The organism is Pseudomonas sp. JV414 (assembly GCF_032424305.1).
Classification (GTDB): Bacteria; Pseudomonadota; Gammaproteobacteria; order Pseudomonadales; family Pseudomonadaceae; genus Aquipseudomonas; species Aquipseudomonas lini.
In genome coordinates, this window is record NZ_VYKC01000011.1 from 112,982 (window position 1) to 137,163 (window position 24,182).

23 protein-coding genes are annotated in these 24,182 nt (G+C 56.7%); 21 read left to right on the plus strand and 2 right to left on the minus strand.

Annotated elements, in window-relative coordinates; translation table 11 throughout:
• Positions 1-16 precede the first annotated feature (16 nt).
• Complete coding sequence (dnaN, locus tag F6R97_RS14350; protein ID WP_007903001.1) at positions 17-1,120, minus strand: DNA polymerase III subunit beta; 1,104 nt, start codon at positions 1,118-1,120, stop codon at positions 17-19.
• Between the two features lie 39 nt (positions 1,121-1,159).
• Positions 1,160-2,680 carry a chromosomal replication initiator protein DnaA gene (gene dnaA / locus F6R97_RS14355; RefSeq protein ID WP_038980409.1) on the minus strand — a complete coding sequence of 507 codons (1,521 nt, stop codon included), beginning with the start codon at positions 2,678-2,680 and terminating at the stop codon, positions 1,160-1,162.
• A gap of 567 nt (positions 2,681-3,247) precedes the next feature.
• Between dnaA and rpmH the strand changes: the two genes are divergently transcribed.
• The 21 genes from rpmH to glmS all read left to right on the plus strand — a co-directional run bounded on the left by rpmH (position 3,248) and on the right by glmS (position 23,520).
• The gene (gene rpmH, locus F6R97_RS14360; RefSeq protein WP_003213577.1) at positions 3,248-3,382 is read left to right on the plus strand and encodes a 50S ribosomal protein L34; all 135 of its coding nucleotides are present in this window, start codon (positions 3,248-3,250) and stop codon (positions 3,380-3,382) included.
• 16 nt (positions 3,383-3,398) lie between these two features.
• The gene (rnpA, locus tag F6R97_RS14365; protein WP_038983561.1) at positions 3,399-3,800 is read left to right on the plus strand and encodes a ribonuclease P protein component; all 402 of its coding nucleotides are present in this window, start codon (positions 3,399-3,401) and stop codon (positions 3,798-3,800) included.
• Positions 3,793-4,038 carry a membrane protein insertion efficiency factor YidD gene (gene yidD / locus F6R97_RS14370; protein ID WP_052966011.1) on the plus strand — a complete coding sequence of 82 codons (246 nt, stop codon included), beginning with the start codon at positions 3,793-3,795 and terminating at the stop codon, positions 4,036-4,038. The genes rnpA and yidD overlap by 8 nt, the downstream gene beginning before the upstream one ends.
• A 2-nt stretch (positions 4,039-4,040) precedes the next feature.
• The gene (gene yidC / locus F6R97_RS14375) at positions 4,041-5,729 is read left to right on the plus strand and encodes a membrane protein insertase YidC (RefSeq protein ID WP_038980411.1); all 1,689 of its coding nucleotides are present in this window, start codon (positions 4,041-4,043) and stop codon (positions 5,727-5,729) included.
• A 79-nt stretch (positions 5,730-5,808) separates the two neighbouring features.
• Positions 5,809-7,179: a tRNA uridine-5-carboxymethylaminomethyl(34) synthesis GTPase MnmE gene (gene mnmE / locus F6R97_RS14380; RefSeq protein WP_038980412.1), complete on the plus strand. Its 1,371-nt coding sequence runs from the start codon at positions 5,809-5,811 to the stop codon at positions 7,177-7,179.
• A 552-nt stretch (positions 7,180-7,731) separates the two neighbouring features.
• Positions 7,732-9,624: a tRNA uridine-5-carboxymethylaminomethyl(34) synthesis enzyme MnmG gene (mnmG, locus tag F6R97_RS14385; protein WP_038980414.1), complete on the plus strand. Its 1,893-nt coding sequence runs from the start codon at positions 7,732-7,734 to the stop codon at positions 9,622-9,624.
• On the plus strand, positions 9,621-10,265 hold the full coding sequence (gene rsmG, locus F6R97_RS14390) for a 16S rRNA (guanine(527)-N(7))-methyltransferase RsmG (RefSeq protein ID WP_038980416.1): 645 nt from the start codon (positions 9,621-9,623) through the stop codon (positions 10,263-10,265). The genes mnmG and rsmG overlap by 4 nt, the downstream gene beginning before the upstream one ends.
• Before the next feature lie 18 nt (positions 10,266-10,283).
• The gene (locus F6R97_RS14395; RefSeq protein ID WP_008007890.1) at positions 10,284-11,081 is read left to right on the plus strand and encodes a ParA family protein; all 798 of its coding nucleotides are present in this window, start codon (positions 10,284-10,286) and stop codon (positions 11,079-11,081) included.
• A 9-nt stretch (positions 11,082-11,090) separates the two neighbouring features.
• Positions 11,091-11,963, plus strand: a complete 873-nt coding sequence (locus tag F6R97_RS14400) for a ParB/RepB/Spo0J family partition protein (protein ID WP_008007888.1) — start codon at positions 11,091-11,093, stop codon at positions 11,961-11,963.
• A 148-nt stretch (positions 11,964-12,111) separates the two neighbouring features.
• The gene (locus tag F6R97_RS14405; protein ID WP_007903021.1) at positions 12,112-12,519 is read left to right on the plus strand and encodes a F0F1 ATP synthase subunit I; all 408 of its coding nucleotides are present in this window, start codon (positions 12,112-12,114) and stop codon (positions 12,517-12,519) included.
• 16 nt (positions 12,520-12,535) lie between these two features.
• Positions 12,536-13,405 carry a F0F1 ATP synthase subunit A gene (gene atpB, locus F6R97_RS14410; RefSeq protein WP_007903023.1) on the plus strand — a complete coding sequence of 290 codons (870 nt, stop codon included), beginning with the start codon at positions 12,536-12,538 and terminating at the stop codon, positions 13,403-13,405.
• A 133-nt stretch (positions 13,406-13,538) separates the two neighbouring features.
• On the plus strand, positions 13,539-13,796 hold the full coding sequence (atpE, locus tag F6R97_RS14415) for a F0F1 ATP synthase subunit C (RefSeq protein ID WP_002555987.1): 258 nt from the start codon (positions 13,539-13,541) through the stop codon (positions 13,794-13,796).
• Between the two features lie 56 nt (positions 13,797-13,852).
• Positions 13,853-14,323: a F0F1 ATP synthase subunit B gene (locus tag F6R97_RS14420; protein ID WP_007903028.1), complete on the plus strand. Its 471-nt coding sequence runs from the start codon at positions 13,853-13,855 to the stop codon at positions 14,321-14,323.
• Between the two features lie 12 nt (positions 14,324-14,335).
• Entirely contained in the window at positions 14,336-14,872 is a 537-nt protein-coding gene (locus F6R97_RS14425) for a F0F1 ATP synthase subunit delta (protein ID WP_038980428.1), read from the plus strand.
• Positions 14,873-14,893: 21 nt separating this feature from the next.
• Positions 14,894-16,438: a F0F1 ATP synthase subunit alpha gene (gene atpA / locus F6R97_RS14430; protein ID WP_038980430.1), complete on the plus strand. Its 1,545-nt coding sequence runs from the start codon at positions 14,894-14,896 to the stop codon at positions 16,436-16,438.
• 50 nt (positions 16,439-16,488) lie between these two features.
• Positions 16,489-17,349, plus strand: a complete 861-nt coding sequence (gene atpG, locus F6R97_RS14435) for a F0F1 ATP synthase subunit gamma (protein ID WP_038980432.1) — start codon at positions 16,489-16,491, stop codon at positions 17,347-17,349.
• 27 nt (positions 17,350-17,376) lie between these two features.
• Positions 17,377-18,756 (plus strand): F0F1 ATP synthase subunit beta, encoded by a 1,380-nt coding sequence (atpD, locus tag F6R97_RS14440; protein WP_038980433.1) that lies wholly within the window; start codon positions 17,377-17,379, stop codon positions 18,754-18,756.
• 45 nt (positions 18,757-18,801) lie between these two features.
• The gene (locus F6R97_RS14445) at positions 18,802-19,227 is read left to right on the plus strand and encodes a F0F1 ATP synthase subunit epsilon (protein WP_007969909.1); all 426 of its coding nucleotides are present in this window, start codon (positions 18,802-18,804) and stop codon (positions 19,225-19,227) included.
• Positions 19,228-19,344: 117 nt separating this feature from the next.
• Complete coding sequence (gene glmU, locus F6R97_RS14450; protein WP_038980434.1) at positions 19,345-20,712, plus strand: bifunctional UDP-N-acetylglucosamine diphosphorylase/glucosamine-1-phosphate N-acetyltransferase GlmU; 1,368 nt, start codon at positions 19,345-19,347, stop codon at positions 20,710-20,712.
• A 197-nt stretch (positions 20,713-20,909) separates the two neighbouring features.
• A complete protein-coding gene (locus F6R97_RS14455) occupies positions 20,910-21,686 on the plus strand; it encodes a DeoR/GlpR family DNA-binding transcription regulator (protein ID WP_038980435.1) in 777 nt (258 codons plus the stop codon).
• A 1-nt stretch (position 21,687) separates the two neighbouring features.
• A complete protein-coding gene (glmS, locus tag F6R97_RS14460; protein ID WP_050682848.1) occupies positions 21,688-23,520 on the plus strand; it encodes a glutamine--fructose-6-phosphate transaminase (isomerizing) in 1,833 nt (610 codons plus the stop codon).
• The last annotated feature ends 662 nt before the right edge of the window (positions 23,521-24,182 follow it).

The window sequence follows — 24,182 nt, forward strand, 5'->3', positions numbered from 1 at the left end:
CTTCTACTGAGCATGATTACAGACGCATCGGCATGACAACGTAGGCCGAGTCGTCGTTGTCGGACTCTTGCACCAGCGCACTGCTGTTGGAGTCGGACAGGATCAAGCGAACCTGCTCGGTGGTCATCACGCCCAGCACGTCGAGCAAATAGCTCACGTTGAAGCCGATTTCCAGAGAGCCGCCGTTGTACTCAACGCCCACTTCTTCTTCCGCTTCTTCCTGTTCCGGGTTGTTCGCCTGAATCTTCAGCTGACCATTGGCCAGTTGCAGACGGATGCCACGGTACTTCTCGTTGGACAGAATCGCGGTACGGCTGAACGCCTCGCGCAACGCCTGGCGATCGCCGAGTACCAGCTTATCGCCGCCTTTGGGCAGAACACGCTCGTAGTCAGGGAATTTACCGTCGACCAGTTTCGAGGTGAAGGTGAACTCGCCGGTGGTGGCGCGAATGTGGTGCTGGCCCAGCACGATGCTGACGTTGCCGTCCGGTTCGGTCAGCAGACGCGCCAGTTCCAGAATACCTTTGCGCGGTACGATCACCTGATGACGATCCGGCTGACCGATATCGGCCTGCATCGAACACATGGCCAGACGGTGACCGTCCGTCGCCACGGCGCGGATGATCCCGGCCGAGACTTCCAGCAGCATGCCGTTGAGGTAGTAACGTACGTCCTGCTGCGCCATGGCGAAGCTGGTGCGTTCAATCAGACGACGCAGTTTGCTTTGCTCAAGGCTGCAGGTCAGCGAGCCTGGGCCTTCTTCCACGGTCGGGAAGTCATTGGCTGGCAGGGTCGACAGGGTGAAGCGGCTACGGCCGGCCTTTACTACGAGCTTCTGCTCATCGACCTTGATGTCGATCAGCGCATCGTTCGGCAGACTCTTGCAGATGTCCATCAGCTTGCGCGCAGGCACAGTGATGGAGCCCGGATCCGCAGGCTCTTCGAGTTGCACACGACCGACCAGCTCGACTTCCAGGTCGGTACCGGTCAGCGACAGTTGCTGGCCTTCGACAACCAGCAGCACGTTGGAGAGCACCGGCAAGGTCTGTCGGCGCTCGACGACGCCTGCGACCAGTTGCAGGGGTTTCAACAGGGCTTCGCGTTGAATGGTGAAATGCATGGTCTAGTCCCTTGCCTTAATAAGCTGCGCTGGTGTTCATCAAGTAGTCAGTGTACGCAGCAGGTTCTTATAGTCCTCGCGGATGTCCGCGTCGGATTCCTTAAGCTCGTTGATCTTGCGGCAGGCGTGCAAAACAGTCGTGTGGTCGCGGCCACCAAACACATCGCCGATTTCCGGCAGGCTGTGGTTGGTCAATTCCTTGGACAACGCCATGGCGACCTGACGCGGACGTGCTACCGAGCGTGAACGACGCTTGGACAGCAAGTCGGAGATCTTGATCTTGTAATACTCGGCGACGGTGCGCTGAATGTTATCCACAGACACCAGTTTATCTTGCAGCGCCAACAAGTCTTTCAGGGATTCGCGAATCAGCTCGATGGTGATATCGCGGCCCATGAAGTGCGAGTGGGCTATCACGCGTTTGAGCGCGCCTTCCAGCTCACGGACGTTGGAGCGAATACGCTGGGCAATGAAGAACGCTGCGTCGTGTGGCAGATCGACTTTGGCCTGGTCGGCCTTTTTCATCAGGATCGCCACGCGGGTTTCCAGCTCCGGTGGCTCGACGGCAACCGTCAGGCCCCAGCCGAAACGTGACTTCAGGCGTTCTTCAAGGCCTTCGATTTCTTTCGGATAGCGGTCACTGGTAAGAATGACCTGCTGGCCACCTTCAAGCAGGGCGTTGAAGGTGTGGAAAAATTCTTCCTGGGAGCGTTCCTTGCGGGCGAAGAACTGAATGTCATCGATCAGCAACGCATCCACCGAGCGGTAGAAGCGCTTGAACTCGTTGATCGCATTCAGCTGCAAGGCCTTGACCATGTCCGCAACGAAACGCTCGGAATGCAGGTACACAACCTTGGCATTCGGATTCTTCTTTAATAGGTGGTTACCCACAGCATGCATCAAGTGGGTTTTACCCAAGCCGACACCGCCATAAAGGAAGAGCGGGTTGTAGCCGTGCTTGGGGTTGTCCGCCACCTGCCAGGCCGCAGCCCGGGCCAGTTGGTTGGACTTGCCTTCGACGAAGTTCTCGAAGGTAAAAGTACGATTCAGGTAGCTGGTGTGCTTGAGCGCGCCTTCGACCTGCACCGTACGCTGTTCGGCGCGAACCGGAGCCTGTTGCGAACTGGCGCCGGCCATTGGATCGAAGCTGTCGCGGGACGGCTCTTCACTGACTTCAGCAACCTTTTGTGTCGCACGCTTGGTCGATGCAGCTGCCGGGGCTGGCGCCGGAGCGCTGACAGGCGCTTGAGCGGCCTGGGCCTGGGACGCCGCGGCGGCCAATGGAGCATTAGGTGCCGCACGCGGCGCCGAACTGCGTTTGCTGCCTATTAATAAGGAGAGCGCCGGCGCCAGGCCATTGCCATGCTCATCCAGCAGTTCAAGGACGCGGCCCAGGTACTTTTCATTGACCCAGTCGAGAACAAAACGATTCGGCGCGTAGACACGCAGCTCGTCGCCTTCGGCTTCGACCTGTAGTGGACGGATCCAAGTGTTGAATTGTTGGGCAGGCAGCTCATCGCGCAAAAGCTCTACGCACTGCTGCCAAAGTTCCACTGACACGGATATCCCCTAAGTTGAAAGCCGGTGAGGCAAAAACAAGCGGTCATTGTAGCGACCAGACGTCCACTTATCCACATGCAGGTTGCGCACAGGGCATGATTTATCAATGCGTTAACCCTGGAAAAGAAGACCAGCGGTATGTGAATAAGCTCTGTGGATAACCGCCCATGAGGGCACTGGACAAGTGGGGGCGAAACTCGGTGGATAACCTGCCTGTGGATAACTAGCCTTTCCACACACAGCTTATCCGACAGCGCAGCACAGGCTGACCACCGTTTTCCACCGTAGTTGTCATTCTCTGTACATCACGGTTTAGAAGGGCTAAAGGTAGTTATCCACAGATGAACGTGACCCTAGCTTTTATAAGCTTTACAGAAAAGCTTTAAATAATTCCCTTCTTTATTTCTATATCTAGCGAACGAGCTTCGACGAGCAAATCGTCTGGAGATCTATTTATAAGGAAACGCTGGTTGGAAATTGACCTAGAGGCTTGCTTTCTCTAGAATCCCCGGTCTCTTAAAACGGGGGCCATTCCGGCCCGTTGTGGACGAACCAGGTAACACGACAATGAAACGTACTTTCCAACCAAGCACTATCAAACGCGCTCGTACCCACGGTTTCCGTGCTCGCATGGCTACCAAGAACGGTCGTGCCGTCCTGTCGCGTCGTCGCGCCAAAGGTCGTGCGCGTCTGGCAGTTTGATAATCCGGCACTGGAGGTGAGTCAGGACTTCAGTCGGGAAAAGCGTCTGCTTACTCCCCGGCATTTCAAGGCAGTCTTTGACTCCCCTACCGGCAAGGTTCCGGGGAAAAATCTCCTGCTCCTTGCGCGCAATAACGATCTTGATCACCCCCGTCTCGGGCTGGTTATCGGGAAAAAGAGCGTAAAGCTCTCCGTCGAGCGCAATCGCCTCAAACGTCTGATGCGCGAATCGTTTCGCCTGAACCAGGATTTACTGGTCGGTTGGGACATTGTTATCGTCGCGCGCAAAGGTTTGGGTGACGTAGAAAGCCCCGAATTGATTCAGCATTTCGACAAGCTCTGGAAACGTCTGGCACGCAGCAAGCCGGTACCAGCAGTCAAAACCGAAACTGTAGGGGTAGACAGTCCCGATGCGTAAACTGGCACTCGTTCCGATCCAGTTTTATCGCTATGCCATCAGTCCCCTGATGGCCAGTCACTGTCGTTTCTACCCCAGTTGTTCCTGCTACGCGTATGAAGCCATAGAAAATCATGGCCTTCTGCGCGGTGGCTGGCTGACCTTTCGTCGTTTAGGTCGCTGTCATCCGTGGAATCCCGGTGGTTATGACCCGGTTCCATCTATCCCTACCTCCCGTTCTTCTTCGATGGCCGAGTAATCATGGATATCAAACGCACGATCCTGATCGTCGCCCTGGCAATCGTGTCCTACGTTATGGTTCTTAAATGGAACCAGGACTATGGCCAGGCTGCCCTGCCGACTCAGAATGTTGCTTCCAGTACTACCGCACCGGGCCTACCGGATACGGCGACTGGCAATAATGCTTCTGTCAGTGACGACATTCCCCGCGCCGCAAGCGATACCAGTGCAACTGCACCTGCTGAAACACCAGTAGCTGCAAGCAAAGACCTCATCCAGATCAAAACGGATGTGCTCAACCTGGCAATCGATCCACAAGGTGGCGATGTTGCCCAGTTGACGTTGCCGCTGTATCCACGTCGCCAGGACCATCCGGAAATTCCATTCCAGCTGTTTGATAACGGCAACGAGCGGACTTATCTGGCTCAAAGTGGCCTGATCGGCACCAACGGTCCGGACGCAAGTCCTGCCGGTCGTCCGGTTTACTCCTCCGAGAAGAAGATTTATCAACTGGCTGACGGTCAAGACCAATTGGTCGCGGACCTGAAGTTCAGCAAGGACGGCGTCAACTACATCAAGCGTTTCACGCTGAAACGTGGCCTGTATGACGTAACCGTTTCCTACCTGATCGACAACCAGAGCGCTCAGCCCTGGTCCGGTGCAATGTTCGCGCAACTGAAGCGCGATGCCAGCTCCGATCCTTCTTCCAGCACCGCCACCGGCACCGCGACTTACCTGGGCGCCGCCCTGTGGACAAGTAACGAGCCGTACAAGAAAGTGTCGATGAGCGACATGGACAAGGCTCAGCTGAAAGAAACCGTCACCGGTGGTTGGGTTGCCTGGTTGCAGCACTACTTCGTGACTGCCTGGATTCCGGTCAAGGGCGAAAACAATATCGTCCAGACCCGTAAAGACAGCAAAGGCAACTACATCATCGGCTACACCGCCCCGGCAATGACTGTCGCGCCAGGTGCAAAAGCCGAAACCAGCGCCGTTCTGTACGCAGGTCCGAAAAGCCAGGCTGTGCTGAAAGAGTTGTCCCCAGGTCTGGAATTGACCGTCGACTACGGCATTTTGTGGTTCATTGCCCAGCCAATCTTCTGGTTGCTGCAACATATCCACGCGCTGGTCGGTAACTGGGGCTGGTCGATCATCTTCCTGACCATGCTGATCAAGGGGATTTTCTTCCCGCTGTCGGCTGCCAGCTACAAATCCATGGCGCGCATGCGTGCAGTGGCACCGAAACTGGCCGCGCTGAAAGAGCAACATGGCGACGACCGGCAGAAAATGTCGCAAGCCATGATGGAGCTGTACAAGAAAGAGAAGATCAATCCGCTGGGTGGCTGCTTGCCAATCCTCGTGCAGATGCCGGTTTTCCTTTCGCTGTACTGGGTTCTGCTGGAAAGCGTGGAAATGCGCCAGGCGCCGTTCATGCTGTGGATTACTGACCTGTCGATCAAGGATCCGTTCTTCATTCTGCCGATCATCATGGGTGCAACCATGTTCATCCAGCAGCAGTTGAACCCGACTCCTCCGGATCCGATGCAGGCGAAGGTCATGAAAATGATGCCAATCATCTTCACCTTCTTCTTCCTGTGGTTCCCGGCAGGTCTGGTGCTGTACTGGGTTGTGAACAACGTGCTGTCCATCGCACAACAGTGGTACATCACGCGTAAGATCGAAGCGGCTACCAAAAAAGCCGAGGCGTAACTTACTCTGTGGATAACCACTCAAAACGCCCCCTAGTGGGGCGTTTTGCTATCTGTCACTTTTGTCTGGATACCGGTTTATGAGCGTTCCTCGTGAAACCATCGCTGCCGTCGCCACCGCTCAAGGTCGCGGCGGTGTGGGCATCGTCCGTATTTCCGGGCCGCTGGCGAGTCTGGCGGCCAAAGCCATCAGCGGTCGCGAACTGAAACCGCGGTTTGCCCATTACGGCCCGTTCCTCAGTGCAAACGAAGAGGTGCTGGACGAGGGCATCGCCCTATATTTCCCGGGACCGAACTCGTTCACCGGCGAAGATGTGCTTGAGCTGCAGGGCCACGGCGGGCCGATCGTTCTGGATATGCTGCTCAAGCGTTGCCTTGAACTGGGCTGTCGTCTGGCCCGGCCGGGTGAATTCAGCGAGCGCGCCTTCCTCAACGACAAACTCGATCTGGCTCAGGCCGAAGCCATTGCCGACTTGATTGAGGCAAGTTCTGCACAGGCGGCACGAAATGCCCTGCGTTCGTTGCAGGGTGCGTTTTCCCAGCGTGTGCATAACCTCACCGAGCAACTGATAGGCCTGCGCATTTACGTCGAGGCAGCCATCGACTTTCCCGAAGAAGAAATCGACTTCCTCGCCGACGGCCACGTCCTGAGCATGCTCGACAAAGTCCGCGACGAATTATCCACAGTGATGCGTGAAGCCGGGCAAGGAGCCTTGCTACGCGACGGCATGACCGTGGTCATCGCCGGCCGGCCGAATGCCGGTAAGTCCAGCCTTCTGAATGCCTTGGCTGGACGTGAAGCTGCGATCGTGACCGAGATTGCCGGCACTACCCGAGACATTCTTCGCGAACATATCCACATCGATGGCATGCCGTTACACGTGGTCGATACTGCCGGCTTGCGGGATACCGATGATCAGGTGGAAAAAATTGGCGTCGAACGGGCATTGAAAGCCATCGGCGAGGCAGATCGGGTATTGCTGGTGGTCGATGCCACCGCTCCCGAAGCCCTTGATCCCTTTGCCTTGTGGCCCGAATTCCTCGAAACCCGCCCGGATCCGGCAAAAGTTACGCTGATCCGTAACAAGGCTGACCTGACGGGCGAAGCGATTGCCCTGGAAGTCAGCAACGATGGCCACGTTACTATCAGCCTCAGTGCAAGGTCTGCCGGCGAAGGCCTGGAATTGCTGCGTGAGCACCTCAAGGCCTGCATGGGTTACGAGCAGACCTCCGAAAGCAGCTTCAGTGCTCGCAGGCGTCACCTGGAGGCACTGCGTCATGCGAGTGCATCCCTCGAGCATGGCCGTGCGCAGCTGACGCTAGCGGGTGCTGGTGAACTGTTGGCCGAAGATTTGCGCCAGGCGCAGCAGTCTTTGGGTGAAATCACCGGCGCATTCAGCTCCGATGATCTGCTGGGAAGGATCTTTTCCAGCTTCTGTATCGGTAAATAATCCCTTCTGCTATCCCCAGACAGGCCATTCAGGCCTGTCTGTTCTCTCCTTTTCTGAATTTTTTTTCCCAGTGCCGAGCAGATTCTTCGCTTGAGCGGATTTCCCTTGCTCGGGATTTGCTCATTCGGCGGCTTTTCTGTGGATTAAGCCCTGTGAATAAGTGCCGCTAAGGGCAGTTGATAACAAGGCCTCAAAACTGAAGATAACCACCTCTGTGGATAACCACCCCTTTCATCCACAGGCTTAAACCGGTTATCCAAGGGCCTCCTTGGCACATGACCACAGGGTTTTGAATCTCTGTACATACTGAAAATAAAGGGCTGTATCAATCTATCCACAGAAAGTTGGCTCAGTAGAAATAAACATAAAAACAAAGATTTAATAAATTTCTCTCTTTTTAATTTCTATAACCTCGACTTCTCCACAGCTGGTTAAATTTTGTGCAAAGGGTTCTTTAGGAAGGGCGAAGTCCCTATACTTGCCGACCAGGTCTAAAAACCTGAGCTCAAACTATTTCCGGATTACCTGACTGAAGCAGGCACGAGGTGCGTGGTGGATTTCCCTTCCCGTTTTGAAGTGATCGTCATCGGCGGCGGTCATGCCGGTACCGAGGCAGCACTGGCGTCAGCACGTATGGGGGCAAAAACCCTATTGCTGACGCATAACGTGGAAACCCTCGGTGCCATGAGTTGCAACCCGGCCATTGGCGGGATCGGCAAAAGCCATCTGGTTAAAGAAATCGATGCTCTGGGCGGCGCGATGGCCATGGCTACCGATAAAGGTGGTATTCAGTTTCGCGTATTGAACAGCCGCAAAGGCCCAGCCGTGCGTGCAACCCGCGCACAGGCAGATCGGGTTCTGTACAAGGCGGCTGTCCGCGAAGCTTTGGAAAACCAGCCGAACCTGTGGATATTTCAACAGGCTGCTGACGATCTGATCGTCGAGCAGGAACAAGTGCGCGGTGTTGTCACCCAAATGGGCCTGCGTTTCTTCGCAGATTCCGTGGTGTTGACCACTGGCACCTTCCTCGGTGGACTTATCCACATCGGCATGCAGAATTATTCCGGCGGTCGCGCCGGTGATCCGCCGTCGATTGCGCTGGCTCATCGTCTGCGCGAACTGCCATTGCGTGTTGGTCGCCTGAAAACCGGTACACCGCCGCGTATCGACGGTCGCACTGTGGATTTTTCGGTGATGACCGAGCAGGCAGGGGATACGCCGATTCCGGTGATGTCGTTCATGGGCTCCAAAGAGCAGCATCCGAAACAGGTCAGCTGCTGGATTACCCACACCAACGCCCGTACCCACGAAATCATTGCTTCGAACCTTGATCGTTCGCCGATGTATTCCGGTGTGATCGAAGGTATCGGCCCGCGTTATTGCCCATCGATCGAAGACAAGATCCACCGCTTTGCCGACAAGGAAAGCCACCAGGTGTTCATCGAGCCGGAAGGTCTGACCACCCACGAGCTGTACCCGAACGGGATATCCACATCCTTGCCGTTCGACGTGCAGCTGCAGATCGTGCAATCGATCCGCGGCATGGAAAACGCGCACATTGTTCGGCCTGGCTACGCCATCGAGTACGACTACTTCGACCCGCGTGACCTGAAGTACAGCCTGGAAACCAAAGTGATCGGCGGTTTGTTCTTCGCCGGGCAAATCAACGGCACCACCGGTTACGAAGAAGCCGGCGCCCAAGGTTTGCTGGCCGGAGCCAACGCCGCACTGCGTGCTCAGGGCAAAGATGCCTGGTGCCCGCGTCGCGACGAAGCGTACATCGGCGTTTTGGTCGACGACCTGATTACCCTGGGTACCCAGGAACCGTATCGGATGTTCACGTCCCGCGCCGAATACCGTTTGATCCTGCGCGAAGACAACGCCGACCTGCGCTTGACCGAAAAAGGTCGCGAATTGGGTCTGGTCGATGACGCGCGTTGGGCAGCGTTCTGCAAGAAACGCGAGAGCATCGACCTGGAAGAGCAACGCCTGAAAAGTACTTGGGTTCGCCCAGGCACCGAGCAGGGCGATGCGATTTCCGAGAAATTCGGTACGCCGCTGACCCACGAATACAATTTGCTCAACCTGCTGAGCCGTCCGGAAATCGACTACGCTGGTCTGATCGCCGTGACCGGCGGGGGCGCAGAAGATCCACAGGTCGCCGAACAGGTCGAAATCAAGACCAAATACGCCGGTTATATCGATCGCCAGCAGGACGAAATCGCACGGCTGCGGGCCAGCGAAGACACAAAACTGCCTGTGGATATCGATTACACGAACATCTCTGGTCTCTCGAAAGAGATCCAGAGCAAGCTCGGTGCGACCCGTCCAGAGACCCTGGGCCAGGCGTCGCGTATTCCGGGCGTGACCCCGGCAGCGATTTCGCTGTTGATGATTCATTTGAAAAAACGCGGCGCGGGCCGTCAGTTGGAGCAAAGCGCTTGAGTTCGTTGGTCACCTCGCAACACGCCGAAGAGTTATCCACAGGTGCTCGCCAGCTCGGTGTCAACCTGACGGAAGCCCAGCATGCACAGCTGCTGGGTTATCTGGCCCTGTTGATAAAATGGAACAAGGCCTACAACCTCACGGCAGTGCGTGATCCAGACGAAATGGTTTCACGGCATTTGCTCGATAGCCTGAGCGTTATGTCCTTCATCGAAAACGGCCGTTGGCTGGACGTGGGCAGTGGCGGCGGCATGCCGGGGATTCCCCTGGCGATCCTGTTTCCCGAGTCGCAAGTGACCTGCCTGGATAGCAACGGCAAGAAAACCCGCTTCCTGACCCAGGTAAAACTCGAACTCAAACTGGATAACCTGCAAGTTATCCACAGTCGCGTCGAAGCCTTCCAGCCTGAACTGCCATTCAACGGGATCATTTCCCGTGCGTTCAGCAGCATGGAGAACTTCAGCAACTGGACTCGCCATTTGGGCGACGCCGAAACACGTTGGCTGGCAATGAAGGGCGTTCATCCCGCCGATGAGCTGGTAGCATTGCCGGCAGACTTCCACCTCGATAGCGAACACGCCCTGGCCGTACCCGGTTGCCAAGGCCAACGCCATCTGCTGATACTGCGCCGCACGGCATGATTGGGAACACAAGCAAGAATGGCTAAGGTATTCGCGATAGCGAACCAAAAGGGTGGTGTGGGCAAGACCACCACCTGCATCAACCTCGCAGCTTCCCTGGTCGCTACCAAGCGTCGGGTGCTATTGATCGATCTCGATCCACAGGGCAACGCCACCATGGGTAGCGGTGTGGATAAACACGGCCTGGAAAACTCGGTCTACGACCTGCTGATCGGTGAATGTGATCTGGCTCAGGCCATGCACTATTCCGAGCACGGCGGTTATCAATTACTGCCGGCCAACCGCGACCTGACCGCGGCTGAAGTCGTTCTGCTGGAAATGCAGATGAAGGAAAGTCGTCTGCGCAGTGCGTTGGCGCCGATCCGTGAAAACTACGATTACATTTTGATCGACTGCCCGCCGTCGCTGTCGATGTTAACGCTCAACGCGCTGGTTGCCGCCGACGGGGTAATTATCCCCATGCAGTGCGAGTACTTCGCGCTCGAAGGGTTGAGCGACCTTGTGGATAACATCAAGCGGATTGCCGAACTGCTGAACCCGAACCTGAAAGTCGAAGGCCTGTTGCGGACCATGTACGACCCGCGCCTGAGCCTGATGAACGACGTATCGGCGCAGCTCAAGGAACACTTCGGCGATCAGCTCTACGACACCGTGATTCCACGCAACATCCGCTTGGCCGAAGCGCCAAGCTATGGCATGCCGGCGCTGGCGTACGACAAATCATCGCGGGGCGCGATTGCCTATCTGGCATTGGCGGGCGAGATGGTTCGCCGTCAGCGCAAAAATTCACGCATCGCCGCTGCTCAGGCAACTTAAGGAATCCCCATGGCCGTCAAGAAACGAGGTCTCGGACGTGGACTGGATGCACTGCTGAGTGGTCCGACTGTCAGCTCGCTGGAAGAGCAAGCGGTACAAGCCGATCAGCGTGAGCTGCAGCACCTGCCCCTGGACCTGATCCAGCGTGGCAAGTACCAGCCGCGTCGGGACATGGATCCTCAAGCGCTGGAGGAGCTGGCGCAGTCGATCAAGGCCCAGGGCGTGATGCAGCCGATCGTGGTTCGCCCGATCGGCAGCGGGCGCTTCGAAATCATCGCCGGCGAACGTCGCTGGCGTGCGAGCCAGCAGGCTGGCCAGGAAACCATCCCGGCGATGGTTCGCGATGTGCCGGATGAAACCGCCATCGCCATGGCGCTGATCGAGAACATCCAGCGCGAAGACCTCAATCCGATCGAAGAAGCAGTGGCCTTGCAGCGTTTGCAGCAGGAATTCCAGCTGACTCAGCAACAAGTGGCAGAGGCTGTGGGTAAGTCCCGCGTCACCGTGGCCAATCTGTTGCGTCTGATTGCGCTGCCTGAAGTCATCAAAACCATGCTGTCTCACGGCGACCTGGAAATGGGTCATGCCCGTGCCTTGCTCGGTTTGCCGGAAAACCAACAAGTCGAAGGGGCGCGACACGTTGTCGCACGAGGGCTGACTGTTCGCCAGACTGAAGCACTGGTTCGCCAGTGGTTGAGTGGCAAACCGGAGCCTGTGGAACCTGCAAAACCAGACCCGGATATCGCCCGACTCGAGCAGCGCCTGGCCGAGCGCCTAGGCTCTGCGGTGCAGATCCGCCACGGAAAGAAGGGTAAGGGGCAGCTGGTGATCGGCTACAACTCTCTTGATGAGCTTCAAGGTGTGCTTGCACACATCCGCTGAAACAATTCCTCATGTAGCGTGAAGTCGGAAATCACTACCTGACAGTTGAATAGGGGCAGAACCGCCCCTATACTCTGCGCGCATTTTGTCGGCACAAATTATGCCAAGTTATTGAATTCTGGCAGCCGACCATTGGGGAGCAAAAGAGATGGAAAACCGCACGCCAGACCGCTTGCCGTTCCATCGCCTGGCAGTTTTTCCGGTGTTAATGGCTCAATTTGTCGTTTTGCTGATTGCCGCTTTGGCGCTCTGGCAATGGCATGGAGTCGTTGCCGGGTACTCAGGACTCTGCGGAGGCCTGATAGCCTTGCTTCCCAATATTTATTTCGCTCACAGGGCATTTCGGTTTTCCGGCGCCCGAGCAGCTCAAGCCATCGTCCGGTCTTTTTATGCCGGCGAGGCGGGCAAACTGATTTTGACGGCAGTGCTGTTTGCATTGACGTTTGCAGGTGTGAAGCCATTGGCGCCGTTAGCAGTCTTCGGCGTCTTCGTGCTGACCCAACTGGTTAGCTGGTTCGCTCCCCTGCTAATGAGAACAAGACTTTCGAGACCTTAGGGCGTTTGAGGCAACCATGGCAGAGACAACCGCTTCGGGCTATATCCAGCACCACTTGCAGAACCTGACCTTCGGTCAGCACCCAACTGGCGGGTGGGGTTTTGCCCACACCGCAGCAGAAGCCAAAGAAATGGGCTTCTGGGCTTTCCACGTCGATACTCTCGGCTGGTCGGTCGCGTTGGGTCTGATTTTCGTTCTTCTTTTCCGCATGGCGGCGAAGAAGGCGACTTCCGGTCAGCCTGGTGCTTTGCAGAACTTCGTTGAAGTATTGGTCGAATTCGTCGATGGCAGCGTGAAAGACAGCTTCCATGGCCGTAGCCCGGTGATTGCACCGTTGGCGCTGACCATCTTCGTCTGGGTCTTCCTGATGAACGCCGTCGACCTGATTCCGGTTGACTGGATTCCTCAAGTGGCCATGTTGATCTCCGGCGATCCGCACATTCCGTTCCGCGCCGTATCGACTACTGACCCGAACGCTACCCTGGGCATGGCCCTGTCGGTATTCGCGTTGATCATTTTCTACAGCATCAAGGTCAAGGGCATCGGCGGTTTCATCGGCGAACTGACCCTGCACCCATTCGGCAGCAAGAACATCTTCGTTCAAGCCCTGCTGATTCCGGTGAACTTCCTGCTTGAGTTCGTGACACTGATTGCCAAGCCAATCTCGTTGGCACTGCGTCTGTTCGGCAACATGTATGCCGGCGAACTGGTCTTCATTTTGATTGCTGTGATGTTCGGCAGCGGTCTGCTCTGGCTTAGCGGCCTGGGCGTAGTTCTGCAGTGGGCGTGGGCTGTGTTCCACATCCTGATCATCACCCTGCAGGCGTTTATCTTCATGATGCTGACCATCGTTTACCTTTCGATGGCGCACGAAGAGAACCATTAAGACCAGTCTCGACTAGTCTGATGTCCCACCCGGTAACACGGGTGGGTGCCCGAACAGGGCTATGAAACGATTTGTTTTACCGCTTTAAAATCTAAAAAACCTAAACCATACGACGTAAAAGTCGGGAGGAAAGATGGAAACTGTAGTTGGTCTAACCGCTATCGCTGTTGCACTGTTGATCGGCCTGGGCGCACTGGGTACCGCAATTGGTTTCGGCCTGTTGGGCGGCAAGTTCCTGGAAGGCGCCGCGCGTCAGCCAGAAATGGTTCCAATGCTGCAAGTTAAAATGTTCATCGTTGCCGGTCTGCTCGACGCCGTAACCATGATCGGTGTTGGTATCGCTCTGTTCTTCACCTTCGCGAACCCATTCGTTGGTCAACTCGCTGGCTAATCACTCGAATCGTCGAGTGATTAGTGTGTTGTGCAACGAACGAGCGAGGTGTTGGCGTGAACATTAATGCAACCCTGATTGGCCAGTCCGTTGCGTTCTTAATTTTTGTACTTTTTTGCATGAAGTTCGTATGGCCTCCGGTCATCGCGGCTTTGCACGAACGTCAGAAGAAGATCGCGGATGGACTGGACGCTGCCGCCCGAGCAGCTCGCGACCTGGAGTTGGCCCAAGATAAAGCGGGTCAACAACTGCGCGAAGCGAAAGCTCAGGCAGCCGAAATCATTGAGCAAGCCAAGAAACGCGGTAACCAGATCGTTGAAGAGGCTGTTGAAAAAGCCCGTATCGACGCTGACCGTGTGAAGGTTCAGGCTCAGGCCGAGATCGAGCAGGAACTGAACAGTGTCAAAGACGCGCTGCGTGCCCAATTGGGTGCACTGGCTGTCGGCGGCGCCGAGAAGATCCTGGGTGCCACAATCGATCAAAACGCGCACGCGGAGCTGGTAAACAAACTGGCTGCTGAAATTTAAGCGAGGGCGATCATGGCAGAATTGACCACGTTGGCCCGACCTTACGCTAAGGCAGCCTTCGAGCACGCCCAGGCCCACCAGCAACTGGCCTCTTGGTCAGCCATGCTCGGCCTGGCTGCAGCAGTGTCGCAAGACGACACCATGCAGCGCGTGCTCAAGGCCCCGCGACTGACGAGCGCAAACAAGGCCGCCACGTTTATTGACGTGTGCGGCGACAAGTTTGATGCCAAGGCACAGAACTTCATTAACGTCGTTGCCGAAAACGACCGTCTCCCGCTTTTGCCGGAGATTTCCGCTCTGTTCGACCTGTACAAGGCTGAACAAGAGAAGTCGGTAGACGTTGAAGTGACCAGTGCTTTTGCATTGAACCAAGAACAGCAAGACAAACTCGCCAAGGTTCTCAGTGCACGACTCAACCGGGAAGTGCGCCTGCAAGTCGAGGAAGACAAATCCCTGATTGGGGGCGTTGTCATCCGCGCCGGCGACCTGGTTATCGATGGCTCGATTCGCGGCAAACTCGCGAACCTTGCCGAAGCATTGAAATCTTGAGTTTGAAGGGGCAGCAGAGCAATGCAGCAACTCAATCCTTCCGAAATAAGTGAAATTATCAAGGGCCGCATCGACAAGCTCGATGTGACCTCCCAAGCCCGTAACGAAGGCACTGTCGTCAGCGTATCTGACGGTATCGTGCGGATTCACGGTCTGGCCGACGTTATGTACGGCGAGATGATCGAGTTTCCGGGCGGCGTCTTCGGTATGGCTCTCAACCTGGAGCAAGACTCCGTAGGTGCCGTTGTATTGGGCGCTTACCAGTCTCTGGCTGAAGGCATGAGCGCCAAGTGCACCGGCCGCATCCTCGAAGTTCCGGTTGGTAAGGAACTGCTGGGTCGCGTAGTCGACGCACTGGGTAACCCGGTTGACGGCAAAGGTCCGCTGAACAACACCTTGACCGATGCGGTCGAGAAAGTTGCTCCAGGCGTGATCTGGCGTAAGTCGGTAGACCAGCCTGTACAGACTGGCTACAAGGCTGTCGATGCCATGATCCCTGTCGGCCGTGGCCAGCGTGAGCTGATCATCGGTGACCGTCAGATCGGTAAAACCGCTCTGGCGATCGACGCGATCATCAACCAGAAAAACAGCGGAATTTTCTGTGTCTACGTAGCAATCGGTCAGAAGCAATCGACCATCGCCAACGTGGTTCGCAAGCTGGAAGAAAACGGCGCTTTGGCCAACACGATCATCGTGGCTGCCAGTGCTTCGGAATCTCCTGCGCTGCAATTCCTGGCACCGTACTCCGGTTGCACCATGGGTGAATTCTTCCGCGACCGCGGTGAAGACGCGCTGATCGTTTATGACGATCTGTCCAAGCAAGCAGTGGCTTACCGCCAGATTTCCCTGCTGCTGCGCCGTCCACCAGGCCGTGAAGCTTACCCAGGCGACGTGTTCTATCTCCACTCCCGTCTGCTGGAGCGCGCATCCCGCGTTTCGGAAGAATACGTAGAGAAGTTCACCAATGGCGCAGTAACCGGCAAAACCGGTTCCCTGACCGCACTGCCGATCATCGAAACCCAGGCTGGCGACGTTTCCGCGTTCGTTCCGACCAACGTGATTTCCATCACCGACGGTCAGATCTTCCTGGAATCGGCCATGTTCAACTCCGGGATCCGTCCTGCTGTGAACGCCGGTGTTTCGGTATCCCGTGTGGGTGGTGCCGCTCAGACCAAGATTATCAAGAAGCTCTCCGGTGGTATCCGTACCGCTCTGGCTCAGTACCGTGAACTGGCGGCATTCGCCCAGTTCGCTTCTGACCTGGACGAAGCGACCCGTAAGCAACTTGAGCATGGTCAGCGCGTTACCGAGCTGATGAAGCAGAAGCAATACGCACCAATGTCGATCGCTGACATGGCGCTGTCGCTGTATGCCGCTGAGCGTGGGTTCCTGACTGACGTCGAAATCGCCAAGATCGGCAGCTTTGAACAAGCGCTGATTGCTTTCTTCAACCGCGATCACGCCGAATTGATGGCGAAGATCAACGTGAAGGGTGACTTCAATGACGAAATCGACGCTGGCATGAAAGCCGGTATCGAGAAGTTCAAGGCCACCCAAACCTGGTAAGCCGCAGCGGGAGCCGCAAGGCTCCCGCTTGCTAACCTGATAGGTGTTACATGGCAGGCGCAAAAGAGATTCGCAGTAAGATTGCGAGCATCAAAAGCACGCAAAAGATTACCAGCGCCATGGAAAAAGTGGCGGTCAGCAAAATGCGCAAGGCACAAATGCGCATGGCTGCTAGCCGTCCTTACGCGGAGCGCATCCGCCAGGTTATTGGCCATCTGGCCAACGCCAACCCGGAATATCGCCACCCATTCATGATCGACCGTGAAGTAAAGCGCGTCGGTTACGTCGTGGTGAGCAGTGACCGTGGTCTGTGTGGTGGCTTGAACACCAACCTGTTCAAGGCCCTGGTCAAGGACATGGCGGTAAACCGCGATAACGGCGTCGAGATTGATCTGTGTGTCGTTGGTAGCAAGGGTGCGGCTTTCTTCCGCAACTTCGGCGGTAACGTCGTTGCAGCTATCAGCCACCTGGGTGAAGAGCCGTCGATCAATGACTTGATCGGCAGCGTCAAGGTGATGCTGGATGCCTACCTGGACGGCCGTATTGATCGCCTGTCCGTGGTATCCAACAAGTTCATCAACACCATGACGCAATCGCCTACCGTGGAGCAGTTGATTCCACTGGTGGCAACCCCGGATCAAGAACTCAAGCACCACTGGGATTATCTGTACGAACCGGACGCCAAAGAGCTGCTTGACGGCTTGATGGTCCGTTACGTGGAGTCGCAGGTCTACCAGGCGGTGGTCGAGAACAACGCGGCTGAACAAGCTGCGCGGATGATCGCGATGAAGAACGCTACCGACAACGCCGGTGATTTGATCAGCGATTTGCAGCTGGTCTACAACAAGGCGCGTCAGGCTGCGATCACCCAAGAGATCTCGGAAATCGTCGGCGGCGCTGCCGCGGTTTAACGGTTCAAATATTCAGAGGATCCAGCTATGAGTAGCGGACGTATCGTTCAAATCATCGGCGCCGTTATCGACGTGGAATTTCCACGCGACAGCGTACCGAGCATCTACAACGCGCTGACAGTTCAAAGCGCGGCCGGGACCACCCTGGAAGTTCAGCAGCAGCTGGGCGACGGCGTGGTTCGTACCATTGCGATGGGTTCCACCGAAGGCTTGAAGCGCGGTCTGGACGTCATCGACTCCGGCGCAGCCATCTCCGTACCAGTCGGTAAAGCGACCCTGGGCCGGATCATGGACGTTCTGGGTAACCCGATCGACGAAGCTGGCCCGATCGACACCGAAGAGCGCTGGGGCATTCACCGTCCTGCGCCATCCTTCGCTGAACAAGCGGGCGGCAACGACCTGCTGGAAACCGGCATCAAGGTTATCGACCTGGTTTGCCCGTTCGCCAAGGGTGGTAAAGTCGGTCTGTTCGGTGGTGCCGGTGTAGGCAAAACCGTAAACATGATGGAACTGATCCGTAACATCGCCATCGAGCACAGCGGTTATTCCGTGTTCGCCGGTGTGGGTGAGCGTACTCGTGAGGGTAACGACTTCTACCACGAGATGAAGGATTCCAACGTTCTGGACAAAGTGGCACTGGTTTACGGTCAGATGAACGAGCCGCCGGGTAACCGTCTGCGCGTAGCACTGACCGGCCTGACCATGGCCGAGAAGTTCCGTGACGAAGGTAACGACGTTCTGCTGTTCGTCGACAACATCTATCGTTACACCCTGGCCGGTACTGAAGTATCCGCACTGCTGGGCCGTATGCCTTCGGCAGTAGGTTACCAGCCGACCCTGGCTGAAGAGATGGGCGTTCTGCAAGAACGTATCACTTCGACCAAGGAAGGTTCGATCACTTCGATCCAAGCGGTATATGTACCTGCGGATGACTTGACTGACCCGTCGCCAGCGACCACCTTCGCCCACTTGGACGCCACCGTCGTTCTGTCCCGTGACATCGCTTCCCTGGGTATCTACCCAGCGGTCGATCCACTCGACTCGACTTCGCGCCAGCTGGACCCGAACGTAATCGGCCAGGACCACTACGACACCGCTCGCGGCGTACAGTATGTTCTGCAGCGTTACAAAGAACTGAAGGACATCATTGCGATCCTGGGTATGGACGAGCTGTCGGAAGCCGACAAGCAGTTGGTAAACCGTGCTCGTAAGATCCAGCGTTTCTTGTCGCAGCCGTTCTTCGTGGCTGAAGTCTTCACCGGCGCTTCGGGTAAATACGTTTCCCTGAAAGACACCATTGCTGGCTTCAAAGGCATCCTCAACGGTGACTACGACCACCTGCCAGAACAAGCGTTCTACATGGTCGGCGGCATCGAAGAAGCGATCGAGAAAGCCAAGAAACTGTAATCCCGGCGCCCGGCAACGGGCGCTAATTTAGGTTGAGGCAATCAGATGGCTATGACAGTCCATTGCGATATCGTCAGCGCGGAAGGGGAAATCTTTTCCGGCCTGGTCGAGATGGTGATTGCGCACGGTGCACTGGGTGATCTTGGTATCGCTCTGGGTCACGCGCCGTTGATCACTAATCTCAAGCCGGGCCCGATCCGCCTGGTCAAGCAGGGCGGGGAAGAGGAGGTGTATTACATCTCCGGCGGTTTCCTCGAGGTTCAGCCGAACATGGTCAAGGTTCTTGCCGACACCGTGCAACGTGCTGCCGACCTGGACGAAGCCTCCGCTCAGGAAGCCGTTAAGGCTGCCGAGAAGGCCTTGCATGAGCGAGGCGCGGAATTCGATTACGGTTCTGCTGCCGCACGTCTGGCCGAGGCTGCAGCTCAGCTGCGCACCGTCCAGCAGATCCGCAAGAAGTTCGGCCACTAATCGGCCATCGACTTATTGTGTGATTGATTAAAAAGGGTAGCCTCGGCTACCCTTTTTTCTTTTTCCGAGTTTCATCACCCGGTCGCAGCCGCTGACCCCCAGGATTAGTAGCCTGTCATGTCTCTTGAAATCGTTATCCTCGCTGCCGGCCAAGGCACGCGCATGCGTTCGGCCTTGCCGAAAGTTCTGCACCCGGTTGCCGGTAACTCAATGCTTGGCCATGTTATCCACACGGCCCGGCAACTTGATCCACAACGCATCCATGTGGTGATCGGACATGGTGCCGAATCGGTGCGCGAGCGTCTGGCGGCCGATGACCTGGATTTCGTCCTGCAGGATCAACAGCTGGGTACCGGACATGCGGTGGCCCAGGCGGTACCGTTCATCAAGTCCGACACCGTGCTGATTCTGTACGGCGACGTCCCCTTGATCGAAGTCGAAACCCTGCAACGCTTGCTCAAGCATGTGGTGCCAGGGCAGATGGGCTTGCTGACCGTCGAACTGGACGACGCGACTGGTTATGGCCGCATCGTGCGCGACACTGACGGTAACGTTGCAGCCATTGTTGAACACAAGGACGCCAACGAGGCTCAACGTGCCATCAATGAAGGCAATACCGGCATCCTTGCTGTTCCTGCCGATCGCCTGGCCGACTGGACGAGCCGTCTTTCGAACAACAATGTTCAGGGAGAGTACTACCTGACCGATGTCATCGAAATGGCGGTCAGCGATGGTCTGGTGGTGGCTACCGAGCAACCCCACGACCCTATGGAAGTGCAGGGCGCCAACGATCGCAAGCAACTGGCTGAGCTTGAGCGTCACTATCAGCTGCGCGCTGCTCGTCGTTTGATGGCTCAGGGCGTGACCCTGCGCGACCCGGCACGTTTCGATGTGCGCGGTGAGGTCACCGTTGGTCGCGATGTGCTGATCGACATCAACGTGATCCTCGAAGGTAAAGTGGTCATCGAGGACGACGTGGTGATCGGTCCGAACTGCGTGATCAAGGACAGCACCCTGCGCAAAGGCGTGGTGATCAAGGCCAACAGCCATATCGAAGGCGCGATCCTCGGCGAAGGCAGCGATGCCGGTCCGTTCGCACGTCTGCGCCCGGGCACGGTGCTGGACGCTCGCGCGCATGTGGGTAACTTCGTTGAGCTGAAGAATGCCCACTTGGGCGAGGGCGCCAAGGCCGGTCACTTGACGTATCTGGGCGATGCCGAGATCGGTGCGCGCACCAACATCGGCGCGGGCACTATCACCTGTAACTACGATGGCGCGAACAAGTGGAAAACCGTGCTGGGTGAAGATGTGTTCATCGGTTCCAACAACTCGTTGGTGGCGCCTGTGGATATCTCCGCGGGTGCGACCACGGCGGCAGGTTCGACCATTACCCAGAATGTGGATAAGGCTCAGTTGGCCGTGGGTCGGGCGCGGCAGAAGAACATTAATGGCTGGAAGCGGCCGGAGAAGATCAAGAAGAGCTGAGTTATCCACAGCAAGATCAAAAGATCGCAGCCTTCGGCAGCTCCTACAGGATGAACACGAATTCACCGTAGGAGCTGCCGAAGGCTGCGATCTTTTTTATGGGATCCACACATTTTTTTTTCTGACGCTGGCTTGACGAAGTTTCGACAATAGGTTTTGATTGCTTACGTTATCTTTCGAATCGAAACTTACTAACCATGTCGAAGCGCAACACGCCCCAACGCCGCCACAACATCCTCGCCTTGCTCAATGAGCAGGGAGAAGTCAGCGTGGACGAGTTGGCCAAGCGCTTCGAAACCTCCGAAGTTACGATTCGCAAGGACTTGGCGGCGCTTGAAAGCAATGGTCTGTTGCTGCGTCGTTATGGCGGGGCGGTCACGATGCCTCAGGAGCTGGTCGCCGACCTCGGCCAACCGGTTTCCAAATACAAGCAGGCCATTGCCCGCGCCGCCGTCACGCGAATCCGCGAGCATGCGCGAATCATCATCGACAGCGGCAGCACCACCGCCGCGATGATCCCGGAACTCGGTCAGCAACCGGGTCTGGTGGTGATGACTAACTCCCTGTATGTCGCCAACGCTTTGAGCGAACTCGAGCACGAGCCAGTGCTGTTGATGACCGGGGGGACCTGGGACCCGCATTCCGAGTCCTTCCAGGGTCAGGTGGCCGAGCAAGTACTACGCTCATATGACTTTGATCAGCTATTTATCGGTGCCGATGGCATTGATCTGATACGCGGGACCACCACCTTCAATGAATTGCTGGGCTTGAGCCGCGTCATGGCCGAAGTTGCCCGCGAAGTAATCGTGATGGTCGAGGCCGACAAGATCGGTCGCAAAATTCCCAATCTGGAGCTGCCATGGAGCAGCGTCCATACCCTCATTACCGATGATCGTCTGCCACTGGAGGCACGCGATCAGATTCAGGCCCGCGGCATTAATTTGATTTGCGCCGCCGTCAGTCAGGAGAACTAGCATGTGTGGAATTGTCGGTGCAGTCGCAGAACGTAACGTTACCGCCATCCTGCTCGAAGGCCTCAAGCGCCTGGAATACCGTGGCTATGACAGCGCCGGTGTGGCGGTGTACACCAACGATCAAAAGCTCTTGCGCACGCGTCGTCCGGGCAAGGTCAGCGAGCTGGAACAAGCGCTGATCGAAGAGCCTCTGGTCGGCCGCCTGGGCATTGCCCACACCCGCTGGGCGACCCACGGCGCGCCGTGCGAACGCAATGCTCACCCGCATTTTTCGGGCGATCTGGCGGTGGTGCACAACGGCATCATCGAGAACCATGAAGCCCTGCGCGAGCAACTCCAGGCTTTGGGTCATGTGTTCACGTCGGACACCGACACTGAAGTCATCGCGCATTTGCTGCACGAAAAACTCAAGCTTCAACCCGACCTGACGGTAGCCCTGAAAGCGACCGTGCAAGAGCTGCACGGTGCTTACGGCCTGGCGGTGATCAACGCCCTGCAACCGGATCGCCTGGTGGCGGCCCGCAGTGGCAGCCCATTGGTGATCGGTCTGGGCATGGGTGAGAACTTCCTGGCCTCCGACCAGTTGGCACTACGTCAGGTCACCGACCGCTTCATGTACCTGGAAGAAGGCGATATCGCCGAAATTCGCCGCGACAGCGTGCAGATCTGGGACATCAATGGCGCGCTCGTCGAGCGTGAAAGCGTTCAGTACCGCGACGGTGCCGAAGCGGCTGACAAGGGCGAATTCCGGCATTACATGCTCAAGGAAATTCACGAGCAACCGGTCGTGGTGCAGCGCACTCTCGAAGGTCGCCTGAGCCATAACCAGGTGCTGGTCGAAGCATTCGGCCCAACAGCTGCCGAGCTGTTCGCCAAGGTGCGCAATGTACAGATCGTCGCCTGCGGCACCAGCTATCACGCCGGCATGGTTGCCCGTTACTGGCTCGAAGAACTGGCTGGCATCCCATGTCAGGTCGAAGTCGCCAGCGAATTCCGCTACCGCAAAGTAGTGGTGCAGCCCGACACCCTGTTCGTGAGCATCTCCCAGTCCGGTGAAACCGCCGACACCTTGGCCGCCCTGCGCAATGCCAAAGAGCTGGGCTTCCTTTCCAGCCTGGCCATCTGCAACGTCGGCATCAGCTCTCTGGTGCGTGAGTCGGACCTGACCCTGCTGACCCAGGCCGGTCGCGAAATCGGCGTGGCCTCGACCAAAGCCTTCACCACTCAATTGGTTGGCCTGCTGTTACTGACTCTGTCTCTGGGTCAGGTTCGCGGTACGTTGGCCGAAGGAATCGAAGCCACACTGGTCGAAGAACTGCGTCGCCTGCCGACCCGTTTGGGCGAAGCCCTGGCCATGGACAGCACCGTTGAGAAAATCGCCGAGCTGTTCGCCGAGAAGAACCACACACTGTTCCTCGGTCGCGGCGCGCAATTCCCGGTGGCGATGGAAGGGGCCCTCAAGCTCAAGGAAATCTCTTACATCCACGCAGAAGCCTACCCGGCGGGCGAACTGAAACATGGCCCGTTGGCGCTTGTGGATAACGACATGCCGGTGGTCACCGTGGCGCCGAACAACGAGTTGCTGGAGAAGCTGAAGTCCAACCTCCAGGAAGTCCGCGCCCGTGGTGGTGAGCTGATCGTCTTCGCCGACGAGCAGGCCGGCATGACCAATGGTGAAGGCACTCATGTCGTCCAGATGCCGCACATTCACGACATCCTGTCGCCGATCCTCTACACCATCCCGCTGCAACTGCTCTCGTACTACGTCGCTGTATTGAAAGGCACTGACGTTGACCAGCCGCGTAACTTGGCGAAGTCGGTGACGGTGGAGTAAGCCGCAGCGACTGCCCCTGCTGACAAGGCCCCGCAAGTCATGATGACTTCCGGGGCCTTGTGCATTCTGAATCTTCAGAATCTATAGGCTGGTATTCATCAGATCTATATAGATACTGGGTCTAGCAGATTAACTGGCGGGGTTATCAATCATGGTCTAAACATAAAGCCACATTGAAGAGCTTGCTATCAATGTGGCGCCGCAGGGGACTCGCGGAGTTCGAGTACCTGCGTCTCAGGGAAGAAAATGATGTTCAAGGATGATTTCGCTCATGCATGATTATTTGCAAGAGAGTCGCTTTTCCATTGCTGATGGAATCCGCGGCCGGCTCATGAAGGCTTTTGCTCGATGGGCAACAAATCCGGACCCGGACACCTCGCTGAAGGCCCGATCCAGGGATCCCCTCAATCACCGCTTCGGCGGCGTAACACCGGCTTCCGCCGACAGCCAGGCTGCCCGATGGCATGCCTGTTCCACGCGGCAATCGTCAAGGCATACGGCTTTGGCAACCTCAGGTAACAGCCCCAATAGACTGCGCGATGATGATCATCGTCAGTGCGAGCTATTGATCTAGAAGAAGCACTGCAAGAGTTCAAAACGAACGCTGGATTCTTTTGGCTTACTGGAGAGTAAAGCCAGTCGGAATCCGTGTACACGTTCGT